The sequence below is a fragment of the Aurantimonas sp. A2-1-M11 genome, from assembly GCF_036549475.1.
Taxonomy (GTDB): domain Bacteria; phylum Pseudomonadota; class Alphaproteobacteria; order Rhizobiales; family Rhizobiaceae; genus Aurantimonas.
Window position 1 is genome coordinate 1 of the sequence record NZ_JAZHLI010000001.1, and the last position, 17847, is coordinate 17847.

The following is a 17847-nucleotide window of genomic DNA, read 5'->3' on the forward strand; positions in this document are numbered from 1 at the left end:
ACCGCCTCGTCGGACACAGCCATTCCCGCAATCTCCCAATCGAATCAATTGGGAACCCACAGATTCAGTACTTGCACCAAATGTCACGCGCCAACTCACCCGATTGCCCTGCGGTGGTGAGACTTGACCTTGGCCGGCCTTGCCGCTAGTCACACAAACGCAATTCTGGGCGTGGCATGGCCGCGCCTGTTTGTTTTCGCCCTTATCAGTAACCGACTGACAAGAAGACGGCCCGGGTCCCGCGTGGCACGAGAGCCGATCGAACGAACGGAGATAAAATGTTCGCAGTCATCAAGACCGGTGGCAAGCAGTACCGCGTTGTCGCCAACGACAAGTTCACCATCGAGCGTCTCCCCGGCGAAGCCGGTGATCTCGTGACCTTCAACGAGGTGCTGATGGTCGGCTCGACCATCGGTGCACCCTTCGTCCAGGGCGCAGCCGTGACGGCCGAGATCGTCGAGCAGACCCGCGGCAAGAAGGTGATCTCCTTCAAGAAGCGTCGCCGCCAGAACTCCAAGCGCACGCGCGGCCATCGCCAGGACCTGACGATGATCCGCATCGCCGAGATCCTGACCGACGGCAAGGCACCGTCCGCGACGACGCCGAAGCCGGCCAAGGTCGCCGCGCCCAAGCCGGCCGCCGAAACGACCGACGCCACCCCGGACACGCCGATGTTCTCGGCACCGGCGGGCGGCGAGCAGGACAAGCTGACGAAGATCAAGGGCATCGGCCCGGTCGCCGAGAAGCAGCTCAACGAGCAGGGCATCACCACCTATGCCCAGATCGCGGCTCTCTCGGACGAGGACGTCGCCCGCATCGACGCGAACATGCCGTTCAGCGCCGCGCAGATCGAAGACTGGCGCGCCCAGGCCGGCGAACTGGCGAAGCAGTAATTCCGGGGCCATATCCCCCGCGAGCCCTGACAGGCAAGGAGACCTACGATGGCACATAAGAAAGCAGGCGGCTCTTCGCGCAACGGTCGCGATTCGGAGTCCAAGCGCCTCGGCGTGAAGAAGTTCGGCGGCGAGTCCGTCATTCCGGGCAACATCCTGATCCGTCAGCGCGGCACGCGCTGGCATCCGGGTGCCAATGTCGGCATGGGCAAGGACCATACCCTCTTCGCCAAGACCGAAGGCAACGTGGCTTTTCAGCACAAGGCGAACGGACGCACCTACGTGGCCGTGATGCCGAAGGCCGAAGCCGCCGAGTGACCGGAGCTTCAGAGCGCCGGCGTTCCACCGACCCGGCACTCTGAACCCTCCGAACGATCGGACCTTCAGAGCACGACAGGGGAGATGGACCGCCATCTCCCCTTTTCGCGTCTGGAAGGAACGATGCGATGTTTGAGGATATCACCGCCGAGCGGGACGGCGAGACGATCGAGACCCGCCGGCTGCATCTGGGGCCGCTGACCATGGGCGACGCCGGCGCGCTGGCAAAGCTGATCAACGACCGCGAGATCGCGCGGATGCTGGCCCGGGTGCCGCATCCCTACGCGCTGGCAGACGCCCGCGCCTACATCCGCGACCATGCACCCGAGACGGTCTTCGCCCTGTCCCTGAGGACCGAGCGGACGCTCATCGGCTGTTGCAGCCTGAAGCCCTTTGGTGCGCCGGGGCGGTTCAATCTCGGCTACTGGATCGGTCGCAGCTTCTGGGGACAGGGATTTGCCACAGAGGCGGCACAGACTGTCATCGACTACGGCTTCGTTGCGCTGAAGGCCGAGGCGATCGATGTGGACTGCCGGGTCGTCAACGAGGCGTCGCGGCGAGTGATCCGCAAATGCGGGTTCCATTTCATCGGCAGCGGCATGATCGACACGATCAGTTCCGGGCGAGTGGCCAGCGAGCACTTCGTCATGGACCGGCGCTGCTGGAACTCGCTGAAGGCGTGGGGACGCGCATGATGGGCATCGGGTTCCTCCACCGCAGGACCGCCGGTGCCGCGGCCGGCGCGATGCTGCTGGCGGGTCTTGCCGCCTGCGGCGAGGATCCTGCCGTCCCGTCGCCAGCATCCGTCGTGGACGGCCTGTCGCTGGAGGCATTCTTTGCGGGGCAGTCCTATTCGAAGGGCACCGTGACGACGGCGCTGTTCTTCACCGAGGACTTTTCCGCACGGTTCGAAGGCAAGCGCAAGGACGGCCGCCTGCTCCTCGACGAGCATTTCAGCTTCGCGGACGGCGACCGGCTGCAGCGCTGGAATCTCGGCGAAACCGGCCCCGGCCTCTACACCGGCGAGGTTCAGACCGAACTCGACGGGGGTGCGCTCTCGCCACCGGTCGCCGTCACGGGCCACATCACGCCGAATGGTGCGGTGCTTGCCTATGACGGTTTCGCCCCGGGTGGCGGCGAGACGCGGCTGCAGTTTCGCCACCGCATGACGCGGCAGTCCGACGGGACGGTCGCCAACCACGTGACGGTGTCCAAGTTCGGCGTGCCGCTGGCGACGTCGGACGTGGTCTTCGTCAAGGACAAGGCCGCCCTCGACAGGGACTGACACGGCGGCGGCATGGGCCGCGTGACCGTCGCAGCATCCGGATCGCCCGCCAACCGCGGCGGTCCGTTCACAACCATCGACCGGCCCGCTAGAAGGGGCGGTCCGCCATACCGACCGCATGCTCAGGAGAGCACACTCATGAAATTCCTCGATCAGGCCAAGGTCTATGTCCGATCCGGCGACGGCGGCGCCGGTTCGGTGTCGTTCCGGCGCGAGAAGTATATCGAGTTCGGTGGCCCGGACGGCGGCGACGGGGGACGCGGCGGCGACGTCTGGGTCGAGGCCGTCGCCGGTCTCAACACGCTGATCGACTATCGCTACCAGCAGCATTTCAAGGCCAAGACCGGCGGTCACGGCATGGGCCGCAACCGCAATGGCGGCAAGGGCGCGGACATCACGCTGAAGGTGCCTGCGGGTACCCAGATCTTCGCAGAGGACAACGAGACGCTGCTGTTCGACCTGACCGATGTGGGCGAGCGCCGCTGCATCGCCGCGGGTGGCAATGGCGGCTTCGGCAACGCCTATTTCAAGACCTCGGTGAACCAGGCGCCGCGCCGCGCCAATCCGGGCCTGGAGGGCGAGGAGCTGACCATCTGGCTGCGGCTGAAGCTGATTGCCGATGTCGGCCTCGTCGGCCTGCCCAATGCAGGCAAGTCGACCTTCCTCGCCTCGGTCACGCGGGCCCGGCCGAAGATCGCCGACTATCCCTTCACCACCCTGCATCCGGGCCTCGGCGTCGCCAAGGTCGACGAGGCGGAGTTCGTCATCGCCGACATTCCGGGCCTGATCGAAGGCGCCCATGAGGGCGTAGGCATCGGCGACCGGTTCCTCGGCCATGTCGAGCGCACCAGCGTCCTCCTGCATCTGGTCTCGGCCAGCGAGGAGGACGTGGCCGGCGTCTATCGCACCGTGCGGCGCGAGCTGGAGGCCTATGAACACGGGCTTGCCGAGAAGCCCGAGCTCGTGGCGCTGTCCAAGGTCGACACGCTGACGCCGGAGGAGCGCGAGGAAAAGCTGGCGGAACTGCAGGAAGCGATCGGATACCGCCCGCTCGCCCTGTCGGCGGTCAGCCGCGAGGGCATGACCGAGGCCCTGCGCGAGTTGAAGGCGCGCATCGGCCGCCTCTCGCCCACCGAGGAGCCCGAGCCCGACCGCTTTGCCGTGGCGGCGGCGGAGCGTGCCGAAGCGGAGGAAGCCGACGCGACGACGAGGGAGGCGGAGTGATGACCGATCTTCTCCACGGCTACCGGCGGATCGTCATCAAGATCGGTTCGTCGCTGCTCGTGGACCGCGAACGCGGACTGAAACGCACATGGCTGGAATCGCTGGGCGAGGACATCGCCCGGCTCGTCGGCGAGGGCCGCGAGATCCTCGTCGTGTCGTCGGGCGCCATCGCGCTCGGCCGCAAGATCCTGCGGATGGATCCGGGGCCGCTCCGGCTGGAAGAAAGCCAGGCGGCCGCCTCGGTCGGACAGATCGCTTTGTCGCGCACCTATCTGGAAATCCTCAGCCGCCACGGGATCGAGGTTGGCCAGGTTCTTCTGACCTTGGGCGACACCGAGGAGCGGCGCCGCTACCTCAACGCCCGCGCCACGATTTCCACACTGCTGGCCCTGAAGGCCGTGCCGGTGATCAACGAGAACGACACGGTCGCCACGTCGGAGATCCGCTATGGCGACAACGACCGGCTCGCCGCCCGCGTCGCCACGATGATCGACGCCGACCTGCTGATCCTCCTGTCGGACGTGGACGGGCTCTACACGGCGCCGCCCCTGCTCGACCCCAATGCCAGCCACATCCCGCTGGTCGAGCACATCACGCCCGAGATCGACAAGATGGCGGGCTCGGCCGGTTCCGAACTGTCGCGCGGCGGCATGAAGACCAAGATCGACGCCGCGCGCATCGCCACGAGCGCCGGCACCGACATGATCATCACCGCCGGCAACCGCCTCTATCCGATGGCGGCCATCGAGCGCGGCGAACGCGCCACGCTGTTCCGCGCCGTGGACAACCCGGTCGCGGCCCGCAAGCGCTGGATCGCCGGCCAGTTGCACGCCACCGGTCGGCTGTTCGTCGATGCGGGAGCCGTCAAGGCGCTGGTCGGGGGCATGAGCCTCCTGTCGGCGGGCGTCACCCGGGTCGAAGGCGACTTCCGCCGCGGCGACACGGTGACCGTCTTCGACGCGGCCCGGCGCGAGATCGCGCGCGGCCTCATTGCCTACGATTCGGACGAGGCGCGGCTGGTGGCCGGCCTGCGCTCGAGCGAGATCGGCGCGGTGCTCGGCTATGAGGGACGCGCGGCAATGATCCATCGCGACGACATGGCCGTCGACCCGGGCGCGGTGGACATGCCGGGAGCCCAACTGACCTCGGCCTGACAGACGAAGCCAGCGGGCAGCGCCGAAAACGGCGTGTCTGCAATGGTGCGAACCAGAATTCGGAGACCAACCCATGCTCGACAGCACCGAGACGGGATCGATCGACACGCTGATGAACGCCATTGGCCGGCGCGCGCGCGCTGCGGCCCGCCGGCTGGCGCTGGCGCCGACGCAGACCAAGAACGCCGCGCTTGAAGCGATGGCCGAGGCTCTGCTGGTGTCCAGCGACACGATCCTGGCCGAGAATGCCGCCGACCTCGAACGCGCCGCCGGCACGGGGATGGCTGCCTCCTTCGTCGATCGGCTGACGCTGACGGCCGATCGCATCGCCGCGATGGCCGACGGCCTGCGCGCCATCGCGGCCCTCCCCGATCCGGTCGGCGCGACGATCGCCGCCTGGGACCGGCCGAACGGCCTGAGCATCGAGCGCGTGCGCACGCCGCTCGGCGTCGTCGGCGTCATCTACGAGAGCCGGCCCAATGTCACCGCCGACGCCGGTGCCCTGTGCCTGAAGTCGGGCAATGCGGTGATCCTGCGCGGCGGATCGGATTCGACCCGCTCCTCGGCCGCGATCCACGCGGCGATGGTGGCCGGGCTGGCCCGGGCCGGCCTGCCGGAGGACGCGATCCAGATTGTGCCCTCGACCGACCGGGCGGCCGTCGGCGCCATGCTGCGCGGCCTCGATGGGGCGATCGACGTCATCGTGCCGCGCGGCGGCCGTTCGCTGGTCGCCCGCGTGCAGGACGAGGCGCGGGTGCCGGTCTTTGCGCATCTGGAAGGGCTCTGCCACGTCTATGTGGACCGGGCGGCGGATCTCGAGATGGCGAAGGCCATCGTCGTCAATTCCAAGATGCGCCGCACCGGAATCTGCGGCGCCGCCGAGACCTTGCTGATCGACCGGGCGGCCGCGGACACGCATCTCCTGCCGATCATGCAGGCGCTGCGCAAGGCCGGCTGCGAGATCCGCGCGACCGACGAGGTGCGCCAGCGCTATCCCACGGCCGAGCCCGCCAGCGACGCGGATTTCGTCACCGAATATCTCGACGCGATCATCTCCGTGGCACTGGTCGACGGCGTCGAAGGCGCCATCGACCATATCGAAAGCCATTCCTCGCACCACACCGAGGCGATCGTGACCGCCGACGAGGCGACCGCGGCGGCCTTCTTCGCCGGCGTCGATTCGGCGATCCTGCTCCACAACGCCTCGACCCAGTTCGCCGATGGCGGCGAATTCGGCATGGGCGCGGAGATCGGCATCGCGACCGGCAAGATGCATGCGCGCGGGCCGGTCGGCGTCGAGCAGCTGACCAGCTTCAACTACCGGGTCCGCGGCACCGGCCAGACGCGCCCGTGACGCAAGGCGAGGTGACGGCAGGTCCCTTGCAGGGCGTCGACGTGGCGGCGCTGGCGATGCCGCCGGCCGAGCCCGGCATGCGGATCGGACTGTTCGGCGGCTCGTTCAACCCGCCCCATGAGGGGCACCGGCTGGTCGCCGAGACGGCGCGCCGGCGGCTCGGGCTCGACCGCGTCTGGTGGATGGTCACGCCGGGCAACCCTCTGAAGGACCATGGGCGCCTTCGCCCGACGAAGGAACGCCTGGCCGCAGTCAGGGCGCTGGCGCCCGGCCCGCATGCGGTCGCGACGGCCTTCGAGGCGAGCCATCGCATCCGCTATTCGGCCGACACGGTCGCGCTGGTGCGGCGGCGCCATCCGGGCGTCCATTTCGTCTGGATCATGGGGGCCGACAGCCTCGCTAGCTTCCATCGCTGGCAGGACTGGCGCACCATCGCCATGACGATGCCGCTCGCGATCGTCGACCGCCCCGGCTCGACCCTGTCCGTCCTGTCGGCCGTCGCCCCGCAGGTGCTGGCCCGGTTCCGCCTGCCCGAAACGGCGGCGAAGGCGCTGCCGCTGCGCCGTCCGCCGGCCTGGGTCTTCCTGCACGGACCCCGCTCGACGGTGTCCTCGACGGCGCTGCGGCAGGACAGCGGCGGCTGAGCTCCTGCCCCTTGTCGCCAGACGCTCGGGATCGCCAGCCTAACTCCCGGTGGCAAGCAGGCCGTAGCGATCGCGCAGGAGGAAGCGGCCGTTGAGGAGCAGGGCCGCCGTCGACAGGCCGAAGGCAAGACCCCACCACAGGCCCTGGCCATCCCATCCTGCGACAAAGGTCAGGAGATAGGCGACCGGCATGCCCACGAGCCAGTAGCTGAACAGCGCGATCAGCATGGGCGTGCGGGTGTCCTTCACGCCGCGCAGGATGCCCGCCGCCACGACCTGCAGCGCGTCGGCGATCTGGAACACCGCCGCCACCAGGAGCAGCGGCACGCCATAGGCGAGGACCGCTTCGGCGTTGGCATTGCCGCGGTCGAGATAGAGCGAGATCAGCTCCTGCGGCCAGAACCAGAACAGGCAGGCCCCGCCCACGGCGATGAGCGTGCCGATGACCAGCGCCACCCCCGCCGCCCGGTCGAGATCGCGGTGGTCGCCGCGCCCGAAGGCGAGCCCCACCCGCACGGTCGCGGCGCTCGACAGGCCGAGCGGCACCATGAAGGCGATGGAGGCGATCTGCAGCGCGATGCCATGGGCCGCGAGCGGAATGGTGCCGAGCCAGCCCATCATGATCGAGGAGGCGGCGAACAGCCCGACCTCGGCGATGATCGTGGCGCCGATCGGCCAGCCGAGCCGCAGCACCTCGAAGAAATCCGCCCAATCCGGCCGCCAGAAGCGGGCATAGAGTTCGTAGCGCCGCAGGCTTGGCGCCATGGCCGTATAGGCCGCCAGAAGCGCCGCCATCAGGAGGTTGGAGACGAGGGTGGCGACGGCCGCCCCGACGATGCCGAGCGCCGGGGCGCCGTAATGGCCGAAGATCAGCACGTAATTGAGCCCGGCATTGCCGAACGCCCCGACGATGATCACCGCGAGGACCAGATAGGCGCGGTTGACCACCGTGAGATAGGAGCGCAGTCCCAGCACCAGCAGCGCCGGGAACATCGACCATTGCGCGACGCGCATGTATGCGCCCGCCAGGGCCGAGATCTCGGGTTCCTGGCCCAGCGCCACCAGGATCGCCTCGGTGTACCAGAGCGGCACCATGACGATGGCGCCGTAGAGCACCAGCACCCAAAGCCCCATTCGGATCGAGCGGCGCACGTCGCGCACGTCGCCGCGCCCTTCGGCGCCTGCCGCCAGCGGCAGCACCGCCTGGGCGAAGCCGGCTCCGAAGATGTAGACGATGAAGAAGGCCTGTGTGGCGAGAACGCCGGCGGCCAGTTCGGTCGCGCCGAGCCAGCCGATCATCACCGTATCGGTGACGTTCATGGTCATCTGCGCGAGCTGCGCGCCGATCAGCGGTACCGCCAGCACGATGGTCGCGCCGCCATGGCGAAGCCACGACTGCACCGGACCGAGACCGATGGCGTGCGAGGGCCCATCCTTGCCGGACCGTCCTGGAACATTCGTCTGCATGAGATCACCACCTGATGGCGGTGGCCTACAACATCGGCCCGACAATCGGAATCGCTTTTCGGCATGGGCGACATGTCGACACGACCTGCCAGATCGGCTCGGAGGTCCGAAACGTTTCGCCGGCTCACGGACAGCCTCGAGCGCGCCACCCGGCCTCGGCGGTCCTGCGACTCCCGCGATCGGCTTTGCGGTGCATCGTTCCGCGAACCCGGCCGCACCGTCTTTTCACCGGCGTGGCTTTCCAGTAAGCAACGCTTAGCAAAGGCGCCCATCCCGTGAAATCCTTCAGCTCCCTCCTGACCGGCATCCTGTTGACGGTCCTTGCCGGCAGCGTGTTCGCCGGCATGGATTCGCTCGGCAAGCACCTGACGACGCTGCTGCCGGTGCTGCAGGTGATCTGGGGGCGGTACTTCTTCCAGACGGTGATCCTGGGCGGCTATCTCGGCGCCACGACGGGCACGCGGTTCCTCAAGACCCGCCACCCCTACCTGCAGCTGGTGCGCGGCATGCTGCTGCTGGCGGCCACGATCTGCATGTACAATGCCCTTGCCCGCGTGCCCCTCGCCGATGCGACCGCCGTCCTGTTCTTCACGCCGATCGTCGTGACCATCCTGTCGGTCGTCGTCCTGAAGGAGGCGATCGGCATCCACCGCATCGGGGCGATCATCGCCGGCTTCTGCGGCATGCTGCTGATCCTGCGGCCGGGCTTTGCCGGCATCGAGCCGGCGCTGGGTTTCGCTCTGGCCGCCTCGGGCTTCAACGCCTGCTATCTCCTGATGACCCGCCGCCTTGCCGGCATGGAAGACGCGGCCTCGACCCAGTTCAACACGACCGCGGCCGGCGCCGTCATCCTGACCATCGTCATCATCCCGTTCTGGGAAACTCCCGACACCGGCACGCTGGCGATGCTCGTGCTCAGCGGCGTCGCCGGTTCGATCGGCCATTTCACGCTGGTCACGGCCTTCTCCCATGCGCCGGCCTCGCTGCTGTCGCCCTTCCTCTACTCCCAGGTCCTCGTCGCCAGCCTCCTCAGCGTCGTCCTGTTCGGAGACCCGCTGCAGACGCCAATGATCCTCGGGACGATCATCCTCGTCGCCAGCGGTCTGTACATCTGGTGGCGCGAGAATCGCTGACCGTGACCGCGCGGTTGGCAGTTGCTTTCGCCGACCCGGTTCGATTGTATCCAATGACGTGAGGGGAGGCTTGGGGCCGACCATGGCCGGTAAACGCAATCGCAACGCCAAGCAGCGAACGGTCGACCGCGTCTACGAGGACATCCGGGCCGACATCATTCGCGGCCGGCATCCGCCGGGCACCCGGCTGACCGAGGAGATGCTGGCCGAGCGCTACCAGGTCAGCCGCACCCCGGTGCGCGCTGCCCTGCACAAGCTGGCCAGCGACGGGTTCGTGGACATGATCCCGCGCATCGGGGCGGTGGTCAAAACCCGCTCCCAGGCCGAGATCGCCGAGATCTACGGTGTCCGCGCCCTGCTGGAGGGGACGGCGGCGGGGCTGGCGGCGACCCGGCGCAGCGACGCCGACCTCGCCGAACTGACGCGCCTTGCCGAGGACATGGAGCGAAACGTCGCCGAGGGCGGGCAGATCGAGATCCTGTCGCGGCTCAACCGGGAATTTCATCACGTCATCGCCGCCGCCAGCGGCAACAGGACCCTCGAGGAGGCCGTCCTCCGGCTGATGGGCATCGGCCTTCTCATCCACACCTATGGCAGCTTCCGCGGCCCCGACATCCGGCGCAGCCTTGCGGAACACCGCGTTCTCATCGACGCGCTGACGGCACGGGACGGCGAATGGGCTACCGCGGTCATGCGCTCGCACATGCTGGCGACGCGCACGGCCCTTTTGACGGTGATGGATCCGGACGATGCGTCACCGGACAAACGGCATCAGGACCCATAGCGGCCGGACACGCGGCCAGCCTCGACAGCGGCGCGCAAGCGCACGGCGAGATTCCCATTGTGCGGCGCAAGATTGACCCATTGGATACAATGGCGCTAGCTTGCCGCCGCGGTCTCCTGCTCGGAGCCGCAACGGCCTCGGTGGGACGAGGCTGCGGAGACGTGACCGGGAGGATCGATGAAAGCGCTGGACGGAATCCGCGTGCTCGAGATGGGCCAGCTGATCGCCGGCCCGTTCTGCGGGCAGCTCCTGGCGGATTTCGGCGCCGAGGTCGTGAAGATCGAGCCGCCGCGCGTCGGCGATGCCATGCGCCAGTGGGGCCGGACCGACGACAAGGGCCACCCGCTCTGGTGGCCGGTCATCGCCCGCAACAAGAAGTCCCTGACCCTCGATCTGCGCAAGGCCGAAGCCCAAGAACTGGTCCGCGAACTCGTCGCCTCGACCGACATCCTGGTGGAGAATTTCCGCGCCGGCCGCATGGAGGCCTGGGGCCTCGACTACCAGACGCTGAAAGCGATCAATCCGCGCCTGATCATGGTGCGCATCACCGGCTTCGGGCAGACCGGCCCCTACAGCAACCGAGCGGGCTTCGCCGCAGTGTGCGAGGCGATGGGCGGCATGCGCTATATCGGCGGCTATCCCGACCGCCCGCCGGTGCGCATCGGCCTGTCGATCGGCGACACGCTGGCCGGCCAGAGCGGCTTCCAGGGCGCGCTGCTGGCGCTGCAGCATCGCCATGCCACCGGCGAGGGCCAGATGGTCGACGCCTCGATCTACGAGGCCGTCCTGTCGGTTATGGAGAGCGTCGTGACCGAATATGATCGCGGCGGCCATGTACGCGAGCGCTCCGGCAGCTTCCTGCCGGGGATCGCGCCGTCCAATGCCTATCCCACGCGCGATGGCGACACGATCATCATCGGCGCCAATCAGGACAGCCTGTTCCGCCGGCTGACGGCCCTGATGGGGCAGCCGGAGCTGGCCAGCGACGAGCGCTTCGTCGACCATCAGGCGCGCGGCCGCAACCAGGCAGAGATCGACACCATCATTGGGGACTGGACGAAGACCCAGGACGCGCATCCGCTCGTCGACATGCTCGCCGAGGCGGGCGTGCCGGCCGGCCTGACCTATCGCGCCCGCGACATGCTGGAGGACCCGCATTTCATCGCGCGCGAATCCATCGTGCGCGTCGAGGACGAGACGCTCGGCGCCACGGCCATGCAGAACGTCTTTCCCCGGCTGTCGGCCTCGCCCGGCGCGGTGGAGCGGACGGGCCCCAAGCTCGGCGAGCATACGCGGACGGTGCTGCGCGACTGGCTGAACTACGACGACGGACGGATCGACGCGCTGGCGGCCGCCGACATCATCTGAGAACACCGGATGCACGGCCCGCGGACACGGTGGGCCGAGCGAACCGGCAAGGGAGGAATGCCATTGCCACTCGAACTGCGGATGCACGCGGCGACGCCTGATATGCGCCGGCGATCCGGCCGGATCGCCGGCGACGCGTTGTGCCTGGGCGCGCACGGCATGGCAGGTCCGCGATGATCGAGCCGGTCATTGTCGTCGTCATCCTCCTGGCGCTGATCGCCATCGGCGCACCGATCTTCCTCGCCCTGGGCGCGGCGGGCCTGACCGGCCTGTACATGGCGCGCGGGTCGATGGCCTTCTTCTTCGGCCCGACCTCGCTGTTCGGGCAGCTCAACAGCTTCGAGCTCCTGGCGCTGCCGCTGTTCGTCCTGATGGGCAATTTCCTCGCCGCCACGCCGGTCGGCAAGAACCTCTTCCACGCCGCGGTCGTCTGGCTGCAATGGCTGCGCGGCGGACTGGCGATCGCCACGGTGGGCGCGTCGGCGGTGTTCGGCGCCGTCAGCGGCGTGTCCATCGCCGGTGTCGCGGCGGTGGGCTCGATCGCCGTGCCGGAAATGCTGGCGCGGGGCTACAGCCGGTCGATCGCCGCGGGCAGCGTCGTCAGCGCCGGCGCACTGGCCATGCTGATCCCGCCCAGCGTGCCGCTGATCATCTATGGCGCGGTCTCCGGCGTCTCCGTCGCCGACCTGTTCATCGGCGGCATCGTGCCGGGCGTCGCCCTGGCGCTGGCGCTGTCGGTCTATCTCTACTTCCGGGTGCTCATCAATCCGCACGAAGCGCCCCGCCAAGCGCATGTGGAGTACAGCTGGGGCGACCGGATTCGCGCCATCGGCGGCATCTGGCATGCGATCCTTCTGGTCGTCGTCGTCCTCGGCACGATCTATACCGGCATCGCGACACCCAGCGAGGCCGCGGCCTTCGGCGCCGTCGGCGCCTTCCTGATTGCCGCGGGGATCTTCCGCAGCATCGGCGTGCGCGGCACGATGGAGGTGCTGGGGTCCAGCGCCCGCATCTCCGGCGCGATCCTGCTGATCATGGGCTGCGCCCGGATCTTCGGCGACTATCTCAATCTGGTGCGGGTGCCCGACGCCATCACCGGGCTGCTCATCGGCACCGAGTTGCCGCCGGAGGTCATCCTCGTCCTCATCATGCTCGCCCTGGTCGGCCTCGGCATGCTGGTCGATGCGGTGTCGCTGATCGTCGTTACCACGCCCATCCTGCTGCCGCTGATCACCACGCTCGGCTACGACCCGCTCTGGTTCGGCATCATCCTGGTGATGAACCTGGAGATCGCCGTCGTCACGCCGCCGGTCGGGCTCAACCTCTACACGCTCAAGGCGGTGGCCCCGATGCTGCGGATCGAAGAGATCGTGCGCAGCGTCGTACCCTTCGTCATGGTGCAGTTCGTGATGCTGATCATCTTCGTGCTGTTCCCGTCCATCAGCCTCTGGCTGCCCAATCTCATGCGCTAAGTTTCACCAAGGGAGGAAAGACATGACCATCGACAGACGCAGGCTCATCACCACCACGGGCGCCGTGGCGCTGGCTTCGGCTCTCGGCCTGAACAGCCGCCAGGCCCTGGCCGCGCAGAAGCTGACCGGCGTGACCTATCTGCCGCCGTCCTATGCCGATCTCGCCTATGGCTCGCAGGGACTGGTCGACCGGATCAACGAGCAGGCCGGTGACGTCGTCGCCATCGACTTCTACGATTCCGGCCGTCTTCTAGCCGCCGACGAGCAGCTGCCGGCGCTGCGGTCGGGCACGATCGACTTCATGTTCCACACCACGTCCTACATCACCCGCTCGCTGCCGATCCTCGGCATCACCGGACTGCCGGGCGTGGTCGGCGATCTCGCCCAGAATCCCGACCGGCTGAAGCGCGGCTCGCCGCTGTTCCAGCTGGTCCAGGACGAGCTGAAGAAGAACGGTCTCACCGTTCTCAGCCTCGGCGGCGGGATCATGGAGCCGGAATACATCTGGAGCACCGAGGCCGCACCAATCCGCAGCCTCGAGGACATCGACGGCAAGAAGATCCGCGTCGTCTCCTTCGAAGCCACCAAGGCGGTCGAGGATCTGGGCGGAGCGGCGGTGCGCATCCCCTCCTCCGAGCTCTATCTCGCCATGCAGCGCGGTACCGTCGATGCGGCGGTCGCCAACATCTCCACCATCAACGGCCGCAGCATCCAGGAGCAGGTCGGACAGGTCTATCGCCTGCCCCTCACCGCGTTCGCCATCGGCGTGTTCGTCCAGACCGATCGCTGGGAAGCCATGGACCAGGCGGTCCGCGACGCCTTCATGGATGGCATCGAATGGTTCGACGAGAACAGCGCCCGGGTCGCCAATGTCGACTATTTCGAGAACAAGTACTGGCCGGCCTTCCGCGAGCTCGGCATCGAGGAGATCAACCCGGACGAAGCAGCACTGGAACGCTTCAACGAGATCAGTACCAATGTGCGCGAGAGCTGGGTGCAGGAGGTCGGCGAAGAGGTCGGTCGCCGCGCCATCGCGCTGGCGCACGGCGAAGACGCCTAGAGACTTGTGCGCCCCAAAGGGCGCACAATCCACGCTCCAACTGTTGAACCACCGCATCGTGCCGTCCGCAGATCGATCGCGATCTTCGGGCCGATGCCGTCGAGAGGTCCATGATGCTCGCCGTTCCGGTCAAGCTGTTCGAACAGTTCGCCAGGCTCCTCCAGATCATAGGCCAGGCCGTTCTCGCCTTCATGGCGCTGACGATCACCTATGACGCGACGATGCGCTACATCTTCGCCGCCCCGACCTCCTGGAGCCTGGAGATCAACGCCTTCCTGGTCGTCTATCTGGCGGTCATGACGGCGGCGGACGTGCAGCGGCGCGGCGAGCATATCGGGATCACGCTCTTGCCCGACAACATGGGCGACCGCGGGCGGCGGATCCTGTCCGCCGTCGTCGGCATCGTCGGTGCCGTGTTCTGCGGGATCATCACGTGGCGCGGCGGCCTGATGGCGCATGACGCCTGGGCCTATGGCGAGCGCGTTTCCAGCGGCTTCGGCACGCCGATGTGGCTGCCCTACGGCATGCTGCCCGTCGGCTTCGGGGCGCTGTGCCTGCAGTTCCTGATCAACATCTTCCAGGGACCGCCGCCACGGTCGAACGTGATCCACCACGTCTGAGGGACAAGGCTCAACGGCAGCGGCCTGGCGCCTCTGCCGTTCACGCCATCATGCCGCGCGCGGCGACCGGCCAGACGGTCTCGACCCAGCCGGCGCGCACGCCCACATACCAGTCGTAGCGGTCCACCGTCGGGTCGCAATGTCCCGGCACCAGCCGCAGGCGTTCGCCGATCGACAGTTGCGTGCCATCGGCGCAAACCAGCTGGCCGTGCTCGTCCGAGGCGCTGGCATAGGTCACGCCGGGGCGCTCGTGGACCAGCGGCAGCCCGCTGTCGATCGCGATGCCCTTGTGGCCGCAATCCACCACCGCGACGCCCCCGCGCGCCGCACTCATCACCGTTGCGGCAACGAAAAGCGACTGGCGAAACTCCGGCGCCGGTCGGTTGCGGCCGTAATCGGCATCCATGAAGACGTAGGAGCCGGCCTGCAATTCGGTGAAGACGCCGCTCGCCGCTTCCCATTCGAAGGTGCCGGTGCCGGCTCCGGTGACGGCGGGGCATGCGATCCCCTTCGCCCTGAGATCGTCGACCACCCCTCGGGCGGCTTCGGCCACGTCATGGATGGCGGCGCGCCGCGCATCGCCATCGCGCAGATGCTGGGCGCCGCCATGATAGGCCTGGACGCCGCCGAAAACGAGCGCCCGGCTGCCGGCGATGCGCTGCGCCAGCGCCACGGCAGAAGCAGCGGAACCGACGCCGGCGCGATTGGTGCCGACATCCATCTCGACGAGGACGGTCAGGCGGCAGCTTGCCGCTTCGGCCGCCGCCTCGATCAGGTCGACCACGCCGGCATCGTCGGCACAAAGGGCGATGTTGGTCATCCGCGACAGGGCGGCGACCCGCGCCAGCTTGCGCGGCGAGACGATCTCGTTGGTGATGAGGATGTCGGGAACGCCGGCCCAGGCGAGGATCTCGGCCTCGCCGACCTTCTGGACGCATTGCCCCACGGCGCCGCGCCGCGCCTGCCAATGGGCGATGACCGGCGACTTGTGGGTCTTGGCATGGGGCCTGAGGCGGATGCCGGCCTTGGTGCAGAACGCGGCCATGCGGTCGAGATTGTGTTCCAGCGCGTCGAGGTCGACGAGGAGCGCCGGCGTGTCGACCTCCTCCTCGGCCATGCCCGGCTCGGCCGGCGGGTTCTGCAGCATGCGCGACGTTCCGATCCTGTCCCTGTCAGGCGCCGGAAGGGCCGGCGCGCCCTTCCGGCATCCTCGACCGTCAGGCCGCGGCGGTCCAGTCCGTCAGGTCGAGTTGCACCTTCATGGCCTGCTTGCGGTCGCTGGCCAGGTCGAAGGCCTCGACGGCCCGGCCGGCCGGCAGCCGGTGGGTGATGAGCGGCGACAGGTCGACCAGTTGCCGCGAGACGAGGTCGGCCGCCAGCGCGAATTCCGCGTCGAAACGGAAGGAGCCGACCATCTCGATCTCCTTGGCGACCAGAGAGGCCAGCGGAAACTCGACCGGGCCGCCATTGCCGACGGCAACCAGCCGTCCGCGCGGGCGCACGCATTCCACCGCCGTGGCGACCGCTGCCGGGTTCCCCGAGCATTCGAACACCACATCGATTCGGCCCTTGTCCGCCTTGAGAGCATCGAGGCCGGTGCGGTCGCTGCCGAGATCGACCACGACGTCGGCGCCGAGCTTGCGAGCGGTTTCCAACGGCTCGCCGACGACGTCGCAGGCGGTGATGTGCGCTGCCCCGGCGCGGCGGGCCGCCGCGACTGCGAGGCAGCCGATCGGGCCGCAGCCCGACACGAAGACGCGGGCGCCCAGAAGCGGGCCGGCCTGGCGCGCCGCATGCAGGCACACCGCGAAGGGCTCGGCCAGGGCGGCGAGGCCCGCATCCGTCGCCGCGCCCACCGGCACGGCCTGAGTGGCCGGCACCACCAGAACCTCGCGGAACGTGCCCTGGACATGCGGGAAGCGCATGGCGCTGCCGCTGAACACCATGTCGAGACAGTGATGGCGCATGCCGCGCAGGCAATATTCGCACGTCCCGCAGGGCCGCGACGGATTGATCGCCACCCGGTCGCCGACGGCAAGGCCGGACACGCCCGAACCCAGTTCCTCGACGAGGCCCGAGGCTTCGTGCCCCAGGATCATCGGCTCCCGGATACGGATCGTCCCGAAGCCGCCGTGATGGTAGTAGTGCAGGTCCGAGCCGCAGATGCCGCCCGACTGGACGCGCAGTCGCACCTCGCCGGCACCGGGCGCCCCGGGATCGGGACGCTCCTCGATGCGGAGGTCGTGGGGCGCGTGCGCAACGATCGCCTTCATGGTATCTCCCGCTCTTGCCGCGTCACAGGACCGACAGCATCCCGCCGTCGACATAGATGATCTGGCCGTTGACGTAGTCGGAGGCCGAGGAGGCGAGGAAGACGGCCGTGCCGACCAGTTCCTCGGGCTGGCCCCAGCGGCCGGCCGGCGTGCGGCTCTTGACCCAGTTGTCGAAGGCCTCGTTGGCGACCAGCGCCTCGTTCATGTCGGTCAGCATGTAGCCGGGTCCAATGGCATTGGCCTGGATGCCGGAGGCGGCCCATTCGGCGGCCATGCCCTGGGTCAGAAGCTTGATGCCGCCCTTGGCGACGGTATAGGGGATCACCGTCGCGCGGGCGAGCTGGCTGGTCAGCGAGCCGATGTTGATGATCTTGCCGCGACCGCGCGGGACCATGCGGCGGGCGGCCTCGCGGCCGATCAGGAAGGCGCTGGTCAGGTTGGTGTCGATCACCCGCTGCCAGTCGGCCAGCGCCAGTTCGAGCATCGGCTGGCGGTGCTGGATGCCGGCGTTGTTGATGACGATGTCGACTTCCAGCCCCTCGGCATCGAAGCGCTCGAAGGCGGCGACCACGTCGGCCTCCCCGGTCACGTCGAAGACCGCCTCGTGGACCGTGTGGCCGGCATCGCGCAGTTCCTTGGCGGCGGCGGCGACCGTCTCGGCGCTGCGTCCGTTCAGGATGACCACGGCGCCGGCTTCCGCCAGCCCCTGCGCCATCGCCTTGCCCAGTCCGCGCGAGGAGCCGGTGATCAGTGCCGTGCGGCCGGTCAGGTCGAATGATGCGGTTTTGGTCATGATGT

The 17847-nt window shown here is 68.2% G+C and carries 18 protein-coding genes; 14 read left to right on the forward strand and 4 right to left on the reverse strand.

The features are described from left to right. Positions 1-278: 278 nt before the first annotated feature. The 8 genes from VQ042_RS00005 to VQ042_RS00040 all read left to right on the forward strand — a co-directional run bounded on the left by VQ042_RS00005 (position 279) and on the right by VQ042_RS00040 (position 6872). Positions 279-893 (forward strand): 50S ribosomal protein L21, encoded by a 615-nt coding sequence (locus VQ042_RS00005; protein WP_331814273.1) that lies wholly within the window; start codon positions 279-281, stop codon positions 891-893. 48 nt (positions 894-941) lie between these two features. Beyond that, a complete protein-coding gene (gene rpmA / locus VQ042_RS00010; protein ID WP_331814275.1) occupies positions 942-1211 on the forward strand; it encodes a 50S ribosomal protein L27 in 270 nt (89 codons plus the stop codon). Between the two features lie 128 nt (positions 1212-1339). Continuing rightward, on the forward strand, positions 1340-1906 hold the full coding sequence (locus VQ042_RS00015) for a GNAT family N-acetyltransferase (RefSeq protein ID WP_331814277.1): 567 nt from the start codon (positions 1340-1342) through the stop codon (positions 1904-1906). After that, a complete protein-coding gene (locus VQ042_RS00020; RefSeq protein WP_331814278.1) occupies positions 1903-2496 on the forward strand; it encodes a DUF3833 family protein in 594 nt (197 codons plus the stop codon). Before VQ042_RS00015 ends, VQ042_RS00020 begins: the two co-directional genes overlap by 4 nt. 138 nt (positions 2497-2634) lie before the next feature. Then, positions 2635-3720 (forward strand): GTPase ObgE, encoded by a 1086-nt coding sequence (gene obgE / locus VQ042_RS00025; protein WP_331814280.1) that lies wholly within the window; start codon positions 2635-2637, stop codon positions 3718-3720. Further along, positions 3720-4874 carry a glutamate 5-kinase gene (gene proB / locus VQ042_RS00030; protein ID WP_331814281.1) on the forward strand — a complete coding sequence of 385 codons (1155 nt, stop codon included), beginning with the start codon at positions 3720-3722 and terminating at the stop codon, positions 4872-4874. Before obgE ends, proB begins: the two co-directional genes overlap by 1 nt. Before the next feature lie 73 nt (positions 4875-4947). Then, the gene (locus tag VQ042_RS00035) at positions 4948-6228 is read left to right on the forward strand and encodes a glutamate-5-semialdehyde dehydrogenase (RefSeq protein ID WP_331814283.1); all 1281 of its coding nucleotides are present in this window, start codon (positions 4948-4950) and stop codon (positions 6226-6228) included. Between the two features lie 56 nt (positions 6229-6284). Continuing rightward, positions 6285-6872, forward strand: a complete 588-nt coding sequence (locus VQ042_RS00040) for a nicotinate-nucleotide adenylyltransferase (protein ID WP_331814534.1) — start codon at positions 6285-6287, stop codon at positions 6870-6872. Between the two features lie 39 nt (positions 6873-6911). Here VQ042_RS00040 and VQ042_RS00045 read toward each other — a convergent pair whose 3' ends face one another. After that, a complete protein-coding gene (locus VQ042_RS00045; protein ID WP_331814284.1) occupies positions 6912-8339 on the reverse strand; it encodes an MATE family efflux transporter in 1428 nt (475 codons plus the stop codon). A 275-nt stretch (positions 8340-8614) separates the two neighbouring features. Between VQ042_RS00045 and VQ042_RS00050 the strand changes: the two genes are divergently transcribed. From VQ042_RS00050 to VQ042_RS00075, 6 genes are all read left to right on the forward strand, one after another. Then, positions 8615-9472, forward strand: coding sequence for a DMT family transporter (locus VQ042_RS00050; RefSeq protein WP_331814285.1), 858 nt, complete (start codon positions 8615-8617; stop codon positions 9470-9472). Between the two features lie 82 nt (positions 9473-9554). Beyond that, positions 9555-10256, forward strand: coding sequence for a GntR family transcriptional regulator (locus VQ042_RS00055; protein ID WP_331814287.1), 702 nt, complete (start codon positions 9555-9557; stop codon positions 10254-10256). Positions 10257-10433: 177 nt separating this feature from the next. Then, the gene (locus VQ042_RS00060) at positions 10434-11624 is read left to right on the forward strand and encodes a CaiB/BaiF CoA transferase family protein (RefSeq protein WP_331814288.1); all 1191 of its coding nucleotides are present in this window, start codon (positions 10434-10436) and stop codon (positions 11622-11624) included. 173 nt (positions 11625-11797) lie between these two features. Next, positions 11798-13096 carry a TRAP transporter large permease gene (locus tag VQ042_RS00065; protein WP_331814289.1) on the forward strand — a complete coding sequence of 433 codons (1299 nt, stop codon included), beginning with the start codon at positions 11798-11800 and terminating at the stop codon, positions 13094-13096. A 22-nt stretch (positions 13097-13118) separates the two neighbouring features. Continuing rightward, the gene (locus tag VQ042_RS00070; protein WP_331814290.1) at positions 13119-14156 is read left to right on the forward strand and encodes a TRAP transporter substrate-binding protein; all 1038 of its coding nucleotides are present in this window, start codon (positions 13119-13121) and stop codon (positions 14154-14156) included. A gap of 110 nt (positions 14157-14266) precedes the next feature. Next, positions 14267-14776, forward strand: a complete 510-nt coding sequence (locus VQ042_RS00075; protein WP_331814291.1) for a TRAP transporter small permease — start codon at positions 14267-14269, stop codon at positions 14774-14776. 40 nt (positions 14777-14816) lie between these two features. Here the strand turns inward: VQ042_RS00075 and VQ042_RS00080 are convergent, their stop codons facing one another. From VQ042_RS00080 to VQ042_RS00090, 3 genes are all read right to left on the reverse strand, one after another. Beyond that, on the reverse strand, positions 14817-15923 hold the full coding sequence (locus VQ042_RS00080; RefSeq protein WP_331814293.1) for a DSD1 family PLP-dependent enzyme: 1107 nt from the start codon (positions 15921-15923) through the stop codon (positions 14817-14819). 70 nt (positions 15924-15993) lie between these two features. Further along, the gene (locus VQ042_RS00085; RefSeq protein ID WP_331814294.1) at positions 15994-17049 is read right to left on the reverse strand and encodes an L-idonate 5-dehydrogenase; all 1056 of its coding nucleotides are present in this window, start codon (positions 17047-17049) and stop codon (positions 15994-15996) included. Between the two features lie 22 nt (positions 17050-17071). Then, a complete protein-coding gene (locus tag VQ042_RS00090; RefSeq protein ID WP_331814295.1) occupies positions 17072-17842 on the reverse strand; it encodes an SDR family oxidoreductase in 771 nt (256 codons plus the stop codon). Between the last annotated feature and the right edge of the window lie 5 nt (positions 17843-17847).

What these genes read in the sequence shown, in the direction of transcription:
- VQ042_RS00005 (WP_331814273.1), top strand. Translation starts at nt 279, where the DNA reads ATGTTCGCAGTCATCAAGACCGGTGGCAAGCAGTACCGCGTTGTCGCC.
- rpmA (WP_331814275.1), top strand. Translation starts at nt 942, where the DNA reads ATGGCACATAAGAAAGCAGGCGGCTCTTCGCGCAACGGTCGCGATTCG.
- VQ042_RS00015 (WP_331814277.1), top strand. Translation starts at nt 1,340, where the DNA reads ATGTTTGAGGATATCACCGCCGAGCGGGACGGCGAGACGATCGAGACC.
- VQ042_RS00020 (WP_331814278.1), top strand. Translation starts at nt 1,903, where the DNA reads ATGATGGGCATCGGGTTCCTCCACCGCAGGACCGCCGGTGCCGCGGCC.
- obgE (WP_331814280.1), top strand. Translation starts at nt 2,635, where the DNA reads ATGAAATTCCTCGATCAGGCCAAGGTCTATGTCCGATCCGGCGACGGC.
- proB (WP_331814281.1), top strand. Translation starts at nt 3,720, where the DNA reads ATGACCGATCTTCTCCACGGCTACCGGCGGATCGTCATCAAGATCGGT.
- VQ042_RS00035 (WP_331814283.1), top strand. Translation starts at nt 4,948, where the DNA reads ATGCTCGACAGCACCGAGACGGGATCGATCGACACGCTGATGAACGCC.
- VQ042_RS00040 (WP_331814534.1), top strand. Translation starts at nt 6,285, where the DNA reads ATGCCGCCGGCCGAGCCCGGCATGCGGATCGGACTGTTCGGCGGCTCG.
- VQ042_RS00045 (WP_331814284.1), bottom strand. Translation starts at nt 8,339, where the DNA reads ATGCAGACGAATGTTCCAGGACGGTCCGGCAAGGATGGGCCCTCGCAC.
- VQ042_RS00055 (WP_331814287.1), top strand. Translation starts at nt 9,555, where the DNA reads ATGGCCGGTAAACGCAATCGCAACGCCAAGCAGCGAACGGTCGACCGC.
- VQ042_RS00060 (WP_331814288.1), top strand. Translation starts at nt 10,434, where the DNA reads ATGAAAGCGCTGGACGGAATCCGCGTGCTCGAGATGGGCCAGCTGATC.
- VQ042_RS00065 (WP_331814289.1), top strand. Translation starts at nt 11,798, where the DNA reads ATGATCGAGCCGGTCATTGTCGTCGTCATCCTCCTGGCGCTGATCGCC.
- VQ042_RS00070 (WP_331814290.1), top strand. Translation starts at nt 13,119, where the DNA reads ATGACCATCGACAGACGCAGGCTCATCACCACCACGGGCGCCGTGGCG.
- VQ042_RS00075 (WP_331814291.1), top strand. Translation starts at nt 14,267, where the DNA reads ATGATGCTCGCCGTTCCGGTCAAGCTGTTCGAACAGTTCGCCAGGCTC.
- VQ042_RS00080 (WP_331814293.1), bottom strand. Translation starts at nt 15,923, where the DNA reads ATGCTGCAGAACCCGCCGGCCGAGCCGGGCATGGCCGAGGAGGAGGTC.
- VQ042_RS00085 (WP_331814294.1), bottom strand. Translation starts at nt 17,049, where the DNA reads ATGAAGGCGATCGTTGCGCACGCGCCCCACGACCTCCGCATCGAGGAG.
- VQ042_RS00090 (WP_331814295.1), bottom strand. Translation starts at nt 17,842, where the DNA reads ATGACCAAAACCGCATCATTCGACCTGACCGGCCGCACGGCACTGATC.